Below are 9,671 nucleotides of genomic sequence, written 5' to 3' on the forward strand. Positions count from 1 at the left end.
CTTCAATAATTCCTGTTTCGTTACCTGAAAAATAGAAGCTCAAAAGATGGGTGTTCAGTGCTGACCGAGCAAAGGAATCAGAGAGAAGCCCCCAAAGCTCACTGGGGAAACGGCCACCGTCACATAAACTGACGAGTTGGTTTAGTGTAGGTTCTAAAGCTGTCTGGATGGTGACAGCGTTATCGTTTTTGATGAGTTCCCAGAGGCCGTCTTGCTGTAAGTACCGAAATGGATAAGTGATTCGTGGATTCCAACCAGAGTCCACAGGAACTAAGGTGTTCCATAACGCTTTGAACGTCGCAACCAGCTCAGGAGTAAGGGGAACCAAATTTGAGGAAATCCGGCCTGCCTCAATCTCATGGAGAATTGCCAGTAACAAGATAGGTTTGTGGGGAGCGGCCCCCTTCGCCTTTGTCTTGTTTCTGTGTAGCTTTTCGAAGAGAGCAACGTATTTGGTCAGCAGTACTGTAGCCACGTCGCATTATACCCGAGGATAGGAAAGTCCTCGGGGCCTGGGAGCCGTCTTAGGCGCCGCTGGCTTCCTGCCTCTCCCCGATGGTCTTCCCTTACGGCCTCATGGACTTCAACCTAGGCAGTAAAGGTTCTATGTTTCTTGGTGGACATAACTGTCTTTCTGGTCGTTATAGTACCGCCTGCCAGTGAGGGGTTACCCCTGTTTTGGCGGCGGCTAAAACTGTCCAGAAAAACGCCCGGATTACACCATTATCTCTTGACAAAGTATTGACATGCCATTAACTCTCATGGTAGTGTATTTAGATCAAAGCGTTGAAAATCGTAAAGGTGCGAAGTAGGCGGCGGGGTTTTGGCGTAGAGCATTTTCCTCGTAAACACCTAGCTGGTAGTTATGTGGGTGCCAGAACTATTGAGCGAGGGACACTTGGTTGCCCCTCACTCTCACCCCGTAGCACCTCCTTGTTCAGGATAGCCCAGCGCTCGTACCGCTGGGCTGGTTGTTTTAGTTTCCTTCGACTTTGGCGACAGACACAACGGGTGAAGTTCGACAGTAAGAGAAATATCCTGAGTTTCATAGGTTCGATGGGAACAAATAACGGGCAGTTTCAAGGGCCGTCCGATGCTGCTATAGATAGTCAAGGTAACATCTACGGCTTAGATTACTTCAACTTCCCTATTCAGAAGTTTGACAGCAAAGGGAGAGGTCTATGTATGAAATCTCGATGGAAGTTCGACTGGCGTTATGCCGCTCCAACCGTGATAGGACGTGGCAGGATCATCGCCATTTGTGTTTTTGCCCTGCTGTCCATGGTCAGTCAGTCCATGGCTAATGATGCACAGGTATTTTGGCACTCGCAACCAGTAAAACCCGGCCAAACCGTCTTGATTTATGGCGATGAGCTGGCCGATGCCCGGGTCATCGGAGGACGTTTGGGCGACGGTCCAGCCGGAATGCCAGGTGAGAATAAGGGGGTGGTTCCAGGCTTTAAGTCCCGGCCCTTGACTATCGTTCAGGCAAGGAAACGGGCGTTGAAAGCTATCCTTCCGGATGAAGCCCCTGGTGTCTACGCGTTGATGGTTGGGGCAGGCCAACACTCCCAGAGAATCTTGGTCAACGCCCCTCAGGTCTGGTGGGCCAGAGGGGCCCACCGGTTGAATGCCGTGCCCGGTGAGGATCTGCGACTCTTCGGGCTCGGACTTGGCTGGCGTGGTGTCCATGAACCGCTGGCCGGAAAACCTCCGAAAAACTTGGGGACGCGCATCGTGCTTCAGGGACCGCGTACGACAGAGTTGGTCACTGCTGACGCGGATCTCTATTCAGCTCGCGCACCGCTACCCAAAGACTTGCCGGAGGGTGAGTACATCGTATGGGTGCACAATGGTTGTGGGGGGACGGCGGCTTGGGGGCGATGTCTGGAACCACTGCGTATCGTTCGGCCGGATTCCTGGCCCACCACCGAATATAACGTCCTCCGGTTCGGTGCACGTGGCGATGGGGTGGCGGATGACACCGATGCGGTGCAGGCAGCATTGGACACAGCGGGCCGAGCTGGGGGTGGGGTCATCTACTGTCCGTCAGGGCAGTATCGGTTCAATCGGCCCCTGAGGATTCCACGATGGACTCTGCTGCGCGGGGAGAGCCGCGATAAAACCCTTTTTTACTGGAGCAATCGTCATTTCGCACGTCTCCGCGGGATCATCCATGGAGAGGCACATTTCGGACTGGAGGATCTTACGATCTGGTACGTGGGTGCCGAACATGGAATCGAAAACATGGCTGAGGTGGAAGGGAAAGACCTTTATTCCAACGCCAACCGTCCCTCTTGGTGGCAAGAGGGTGATATCCGATTGCGACGACTCGTTATCCGGTGGAGTCCCTATGGAGCCCGGCCTGGATGGGGCCAGTTAAGTGACACCATCGAGTTGACACGGCAATTGAACTTTGAATCGCTCGATGCAGCAGGAAAGGGCGTGGCGATATGGTTGTGTGGGCGTGACATCCGAGTGGAGGATTGTGACGTCTATTCCGGTGGGTTCCCGCTGTTGTTGGCGTTCATGTCGGACGGTAGCCTGGTGCGCAACAATGTGCTGCGCACCGGGCGGGGTGGACTGGTGTGGGCGCAGCGCGGTCGGAAGGTAATCTGGGAAAACAACCAGATGCTGGGTTCCGACAACCTCTCGCGAGCAGGTTGGAGCACCAAAGCGCATCCCTATTATGACCAAGTATATTTCCGTGGCAACACGGTCGCTTTCGCCCAGTCGGCCGATTATGAAATTGTCGGGTCGGACGGGGCCTCACCGGTGTATTACGGTGGGGTGGTCCCTGGCGGCGGAACGCAGGTGCAGTTAAAGCGCCCGGTCAGATCATGGCCCTTTGAACCGGCGGGTCACCTTGCCTTTGTCCTCGCTGGCAAGGGCAAGGGACAAGCCCGAACCATCGTCCGCGGATCCACACAGAGCATTGAGTTGGAACGCCCTTGGCAGGTTCCCCTCGATGAGACGTCACTGCTGGGCATTAACCATAGCCTGCGCCAATGGCTGATGGTTGGAAACCAGATTGCCGACGGCGATTCGATGCAGATGTATGGACTGAACCACGAGGTGGTCTTTGCGGAAAACCGGTTGGAGCGTGTGGGTGGCAGTTCCGAGGCCGCGCTGAGGTTCCTGGCCTTTCAGCATACGAGCGATGGTCCGGAGGCGGCGGAACCGTCGTTCTTTTCCCAGATGCTGGGCAACCATCTTGTGGCCCACCGGATGGATCTTAGGCGTTTTGAATCAGGAACTGCCGCCGTAGAGCTGAGTGGAGGCGACGTGGATTCGTTGGGCGACGTGGAGACTCCCTGTCTGATGAACGCAGCCGTCCTGCGGGGAAATCGGATCCAGGGTGGCAAGATATTGATTTCAGTCGGAAGCCAGAAACCGTTTCGGGCTGAGGATATCCTGATTGAAGACAATGTTATCTCCGACGCTCCGGTGGGAATCGAGATAGGTGGTCGGACCGCTGGCATCATGATGCGTCGAAATTCTCTGGCTGCGGTTCGGGAACCCCTACGGGGGGAAGGAATCCGGGATGCGTGGTTAGAGCCTGGAATGCGCGTTCGGAACTGGCTGAGTTCCCTCGATTGGGTGGGTGGACGTCTCGCGCACGCTACATGGCCCGCGACCTACACCCGCATCGCACGAGCTGTGCAAATGGGTCGACAGGAAGACTCCGAAGTGGTTCTTGGGGAACTCCAACGGTTGGTTGCGCCCATGGTGATCCAGGCCATCCCCCCCCCACACCATGCGGATCTTGCGCGGGTGCTATTTTCGGTGCAGGTGGAAGTGCAGGCTAGCGCATCACTGGAAAAATTGCTCGATACCGGTGCTGGCGGGTCTTGCGAAGTGCGTGTGCAGTTCTCGAACGCTGGAATCCAGAAGCTCCAATGCCGGGTCGAGCCGGTTTGGCCTCGTGGTTGGCAGGCTGGCAGCGGGACTGTTGAGGCTCCGGCGGGCCGGTCGACAACGCTGCGATTGCCGGTGGTGCTTCCTCCGGGATCGCGAGGGTCCTATACCTTTCCAGCGCAGATTACGATTCAGGCTGGGGAGTCGGTCGTATCGTGGCAGGAATCCATCCCGGTCGGAACCGGTGCGATTCAGGAATGGCGGGTCCTTGGGCCGTTCGCAGCTGACGCCATGGCTGCCTCAACTCTCGCAAGCACAGCACGTGACGCTTGGAACCTGCAAGCTCCCGTAAAGGTGGGAAACGCCGAGCTTTTCTGGCGGCCTATCACCAACACGTCCCGATTGAAGCTTTCGGAACCCGTCCCCGCGGGACAGGAATTAGGGACAGGAATGGTGGGGGCTTACGCCCTTTGTGCTGTGGAAGCCGATGCCGACCTTTGGGCCGAGGTCACCGTGGGTTCCGGTGCTCCGGGTGGGAAATTTGAAGTCCAGTTTTACCTTGATGGGAAGGAGCTGTGGGATCTGCGGCTGGGTCGGGAAACCTGGTCCCCGAAGCGGTTGCCATTGCGGATGAGTCAGGGCCGGCATTTCCTTCTCGTCGTCGCACGTGATCAGCGCGTGGTTCCGGATGTGTCCATTTCGATTCGGGAACTTGGCCTTCCTTCCGGAGGCCGGGTTCGGCCGGTCGCGCCCAATACCATCAAGTGAAGCGATAAGGGGTGTAAAATCGATGCTGCTGGCGAATTCCCTATCCCCTGTCAACCCAAGGAGACAACATGCGAGACACGAAATACGAAGATGACGCCACCAGAGCCGCCGCATGGAGATACCAAAAGCCGAGCCCGGAGAAAAGGATTCTTTAGAACGTAGGGAGACTTGGATGAATGACGTAGAAACGAGGAGCCTTGTATCAGGGGATGTCCTTTTCCTAGAACGCCCCATTGCTGGCATAGACTGGCCGACGGGATATTACGTCCTGCACCGCCTGACACAGGCAATCGCGGTTCTGTCAGTTCTCAGTCAAGACGTCCAAGGGATGTGCGCAACCAGCACAACCTTCACCGTTTCGGTTGAAGACCTGGCTGCATTTTCGGTGACAAGAGAGCGAGCTAGAGTTCCCAAGTAGTCGCGAGCGGTCCCCTTACAATTCCCCTGGCTCTTTGTTTTCTGCGGTGACGGAAAACAAGTGATTTCCGTCACCACAAGGGGTAGGGAAATGCTCAACTATACTCTTCCGGGGCGATGAGCAAAGAACACCAAGATTGACTTAAACTGATAGAATCCCCGCATGAATAAACCAATTTCGGCATCCCTCGGCCTGAAGATATTCTTAGGGAAGCACATCCGGGGGGAGGTCTTCAGGGAATTTTTTCCATCAAGGTGTCCAAAAAAACGCCTGGTTTACAGAAGTTCGAGTTTACAAAAGAGTGGACAGAGTCGGTTCCGCTGGAAGATGATCTGCTCGATCCCTCGGCGGGGCGACTTTCCTACGACCCGGCGGAGCTAGCGGAGTCGGCCAGCATTTCGATGACACCTCGCCGCAAGCCTCTCCCAACACGCCCTGCTCGCCCAACCAAAGTCGTCGGAAAGGGATTTAGCAGGAGGGAGGGTCTGGCGTATAGAGCGGTATGCCTGAATCGCTTTCCTCGCCCTCGTCGCGCCTGTGGTTCACCTCAGATCACCACTTCGGCCACGACAAGACGGCAGATCGGATGAAAGAGAGCTTCGGCTGGGTCAGGGACTACTATGAGCTGAAGGTCGAAGATGCCGATGCGCCGAGTGGAAAGCAGCGCATCGTTCTGTGCCACTACGCTTTTCGGGTCTGGCGGAATGCGCATCACGGCTCGTGGCATCTGTACGGGCACTCCCACGGCTCGCTCCCCGGCGCGGGGCGCTCGATGGATGTCGGGGTGGACTGCCATGATTTCTCTCCTATCTCTTACGAGCAAGTCAAAGCGGCGCTCCACCAGCTATAATGGAGATGATGGCAGTTACCCTTTCCGACCTTGATTCGTGGCTCTTGGCACCCCAGGAAGACGAGCGGCTGGAGTTCAAAGAGGCGAAGGGGTCGTTCAACTCAGAGAAGCTTGCGCAGTACTGCGTTGCGATCGCCAACGAGGGCGGTGGCTATCTGATCTTTGGGGTCTCGGACAAGCTACCGCGCCGGGTGGTGGGTACTTCGGTCATCCCGGATCTGCACCGCTTGCACGAGCGAATCGCGCACATCACGGTTCGGGCTGAGGAGCTGGCGCATCCCGATGGGCGCGTTCTGGTCTTTGTGATCCCCTCGCGGCCACTTGGGGTTCCGCTCCAGTTCGAGGGGAAGTATCTCCGGCGCGATGGGGAGAGCCTGGTGCCGATGCGGCCCGATGAGCTTCAGCGTATCTTCGCGGAGACGACGCCTGACTACTCCGCTGAGGTCTGCGCGGGAGCGACGCTGGCAGACCTGGAGCCTGCGGCCATCGAGGAGTTCCGGCGACGCTGGATCACGCGCTCGGGAAACGCGGCGCTGGCGGCTCTCTCGGCAGAGCGACTGCTGGAAGATGCGGAGCTGATGGATCAGGGGCGAGTCACCTACGCGGCTCTCGTGCTCTTTGGGTCGCGGCGGGCGCTGGGGCGGCATCTGGCTCAGGCGGAGGTGGTCTTCGAGTACCGCTCGTCCGAGGCTCCCGGCCCGGCGCAGGAGCGTGTGGAGCTACGCGAGGGGCTGTTCTCAAGCTATGACACGCTCTGGGAGCTGGTGAACAAGCGCAACGATCAGCAGTCGTTTCAGGATGGGCTCTTTGTCCTGCCGCTTCCCACGTTCAACGAGCGGGCGGTTCGTGAGGCGATCCTCAATGCGGTGGCGCACCGGGACTACCGGCTCGGCGGCTCGATCTTCGTGCGGCAGTTCGCGCGGCGGCTGGAGGTGGTGAGTCCAGGCGGCTTCCCGGCAGGTATCACGGTCGAGAACATCACCCAGCGCCAGCTCCCTCGTAACCGGCGGATCGCGGAGGCGCTCTCGAAAGCGGGTCTGGTGGAGCGTGCGGGCCAGGGAATGGACCTGATCTGGCTGACCTGTCTGAGTGAGAGCAAGCCGCGCCCGGACTTCACGGGGACGGATGACTTCCAGGTCGCGCTGACCCTGAACGGGGAGATTCAGGACGAGCGGTTCCTGCGGTTTCTGGAGCGGGTTCGCCGGGAGACGAGCTTCTCGCCAAGCCTCTCCGACCTGCTGGTTCTGGACAGCATCAACCACGGGCGGCGCGTTGCGACCGAGCTACGCCCCAACCTGAAGCCACTCCAGGAGCACGGGATTATCGAGGCCGCCGGACACGGGAAGTGGATTCTCTCGGCGCGGCTCTACGGCTTTCTGGGGCAGGCAGGCACCTACACTCGCAAGAAGGGGCTGGATCACGAGACCAAGAAAGCGCTGCTACTCAAGCACATCACGGACAGCGGCACGACGGGCGCACCGATGCAGGAGCTCGGCCAGGTGCTCCCCGAGCTAAGCCGTCAGCAGATCCTGGACTTGCTCTCTGAGCTTCGCCACGAGGGGAAAGCCGTCTTGACCGGCTCTCGCAGAAGCAGCCGCTGGCACGCCTCCAAAGCTTGAGTCTTTGACGGAGCAGTTTTTCTGAGCACAACAAAACACGCACCATAAATCTGTGTTCGGCAACGGGCGTCCCTGGAAAAGTCCCCTGCCAGACGACGTTTATGACACATCAGATTTTTTGAAGACGCAAAACGCGACGTCAAAAAGAACTGGTTAGCTTGATTTGGGAAGACACTTCTGGTGGAGAAGCAGTCGGTGCCTCGACTCATGACGGAGCACGACCCCTCGCTAAATGTGTAGATTCAGCTCTACCTTCTCGATTCTCACACCAAAATTGAAGGTGAAATCTTTGTAATCGAGTTGTGCATCACAAGCATGAATCGCTCCATGATGGTTCGGACAGACAAGAAGCAGGTTCTTCAAATCATCTTCTCCACCACGACTGAGCCAGTGGATATGATGACCGTGACAGAGCCAGTGGCCGTACTCATCCATCGGATTCCAGCCGCAGAGCTGGCACTTACCCTCATAAATTTTCTGGAGTTCTTTCACAAGCTGACGATTTCGGGTCGGTGCCTGGGAAAATAGATACGCAGCTCGCGCTTCTGCAACACCCGACGGCTCCTCGATGAAGAGCTGGCGTACCGCCTCTTCGTCGCCAAGAAGAACCGCCGCCTCCAGACGTTCCTCGGGAAGAATCCGCGCCCGTGGCTCCAGTGACAAGCCACTTGCCGCCGCCAGAAGCACCTGATGATCTGACTCAGATATTTTCCTAACTGCGGCGTGTCCCTGAAACGACTGCCCGAGTCGCTTGGCATCTGCCTTCACGCTGAGCGAGCGAACAACTTGCTCGATGCTCGGTGCGCCATCGCCGGCGAGAAAATAGCGAGATTCCTTCAGGTTGCCCCAGATTCGATACTGACCGTAACGAAAATTCGAAGGGTTTTCCGTCTTGGCTTTGACAACCAGTTCGGCGGCTAAAACGTACCGCCCAGACTTGTTTCGCGTGAACGCCCAAAGGCTATCGCCCACCTCAACGGAGTGAAGAAGAGGATTCGACTGATTTAGGTGAAAACCCGCCCCCATATCCAGATCGCGGCGGTAGTTGTCAGGGTGCCAGTAGTACAGTAGGGGCATCGAATAGATCAATTGTAACCGAAAAACGCCTCACTACCAAGCGACATCCAGCGGCACTGACCGCGAAGAGGTTCTCCGCTCGTTACATGGTTGGGCAGCTTCACAAGGGCTTACAGATCGTGATGGATGGCAACTACTGCCGCCAGGTCTCGGACTGGACCCGCACCAAGCAGGGGCAGATGGTCGCCCACGGCTACCACACCGGCGGCGTGCCCGCGTACGGCTTCCGCTCCGAGACCGTGCCTAAAAGGCGTTATTCACAAACCCGGTGGTGGGTTCTTTGCGTGTGAAAGTCCCCAAGGCTTGGCCAGCATCGCGCTGCCGAGGGTACTTTCTTGGCTCTTTCTCTCACGTGGAGTGTGCCGGATGTCCGGTCGGACTGCCGCTACCGGCTCGCACTACTCTTTGCGGATATTTGTTACCTGGATGCCCTGCACGGCTGCACCGCGGGCAACGAGTGGTTCGTCACGCGCCTCAAGAAGGTCGCGGGCGAGGTTCTGCATCCTTCCACCATCAAAGACCTGCTCGCGCTTCTCAAGGCGGCGGGGCTTATCGAGGTTTCTGTCGCACACGGCAATGACCGTGTGATCCGTCCCCTTGTCCCACTGGCCGAGGTCTTTCAGCACTGGCTGGAGCTTGCCCAGATTTGTGTGCGGCGCTTGAAGCTCCCTGCTCTGGTGCGAGCTGCGGCACGCACAGCGATCTCCCAGCTCACGGCGGGAAGTCGTACCCCCAGTTTGGAGCGCCTCGCGGGCAACGGCCTGGCGTCTCTTCGGGCCGAGAACTCCGCGCCTCCTCCGCCCCCCACTCCGCGCCGCTTTCCTTTATCTGAGAAAGAGCCGAAAGGCGAAAGACAACAGACAGGACAAGCTGCATCCGAACCTGCACCCATTCCCTGTGCTGATCCTGCTGCTGTCACTCTCTTGCGAGAGAACGGACTCCCCGAACCCGATGCGGTGAGTATCGCTCTGGAGATCACGAAGAACGCCTGGCCCTTGGAGCGAGTGAAGCAGGCGATACGAGCCGCCAAGGCACGGGGCGAGAATCTCCGTAACCTTGGGGGCTTCGTTCGGGCAGCGCT

General features: G+C 57.8%; 7 protein-coding genes. 5 read left to right on the forward strand and 2 right to left on the reverse strand.

All coding sequences use genetic code 11. From position 1 onward, the window contains the following. A partial coding sequence (locus AC1XOS_RS15550; protein ID WP_481963139.1) for a phosphorothioated DNA-binding restriction endonuclease family protein occupies positions 1-475 on the reverse strand: 475 nt, incomplete at its 3' end. Positions 476-1,011: 536 nt separating this feature from the next. On the opposite strand from AC1XOS_RS15550, the gene AC1XOS_RS15555 reads away from it, so the two are divergent. The 3 genes from AC1XOS_RS15555 (at position 1,012) to AC1XOS_RS15565 (ending at position 7,513) form a co-directional block, all read left to right on the forward strand. Further along, complete coding sequence (locus AC1XOS_RS15555) at positions 1,012-4,626, forward strand: glycosyl hydrolase family 28-related protein (protein WP_481963140.1); 3,615 nt, start codon at positions 1,012-1,014, stop codon at positions 4,624-4,626. Positions 4,627-5,546: 920 nt separating this feature from the next. After that, the gene (locus AC1XOS_RS15560) at positions 5,547-5,894 is read left to right on the forward strand and encodes a hypothetical protein (protein WP_481963141.1); all 348 of its coding nucleotides are present in this window, start codon (positions 5,547-5,549) and stop codon (positions 5,892-5,894) included. Positions 5,895-5,902: 8 nt separating this feature from the next. Continuing rightward, positions 5,903-7,513: an ATP-binding protein gene (locus AC1XOS_RS15565; protein ID WP_481963142.1), complete on the forward strand. Its 1,611-nt coding sequence runs from the start codon at positions 5,903-5,905 to the stop codon at positions 7,511-7,513. Between the two features lie 228 nt (positions 7,514-7,741). On the opposite strand, the gene AC1XOS_RS15570 is transcribed toward AC1XOS_RS15565, so the two are convergent. Beyond that, the gene (locus tag AC1XOS_RS15570) at positions 7,742-8,590 is read right to left on the reverse strand and encodes an HNH endonuclease (RefSeq protein ID WP_481963143.1); all 849 of its coding nucleotides are present in this window, start codon (positions 8,588-8,590) and stop codon (positions 7,742-7,744) included. 86 nt (positions 8,591-8,676) lie between these two features. On the opposite strand from AC1XOS_RS15570, the gene AC1XOS_RS15575 reads away from it, so the two are divergent. Together AC1XOS_RS15575 and AC1XOS_RS15580 are read left to right on the forward strand one after the other, a co-directional pair. Then, complete coding sequence (locus AC1XOS_RS15575) at positions 8,677-8,880, forward strand: hypothetical protein (protein WP_481963144.1); 204 nt, start codon at positions 8,677-8,679, stop codon at positions 8,878-8,880. 45 nt (positions 8,881-8,925) lie between these two features. Continuing rightward, positions 8,926-9,671 (forward strand): hypothetical protein (locus AC1XOS_RS15580; protein WP_481963145.1); only part of this gene is annotated, 746 nt, incomplete at its 3' end.

It is taken from the genome of Armatimonas sp., assembly GCF_964826245.1.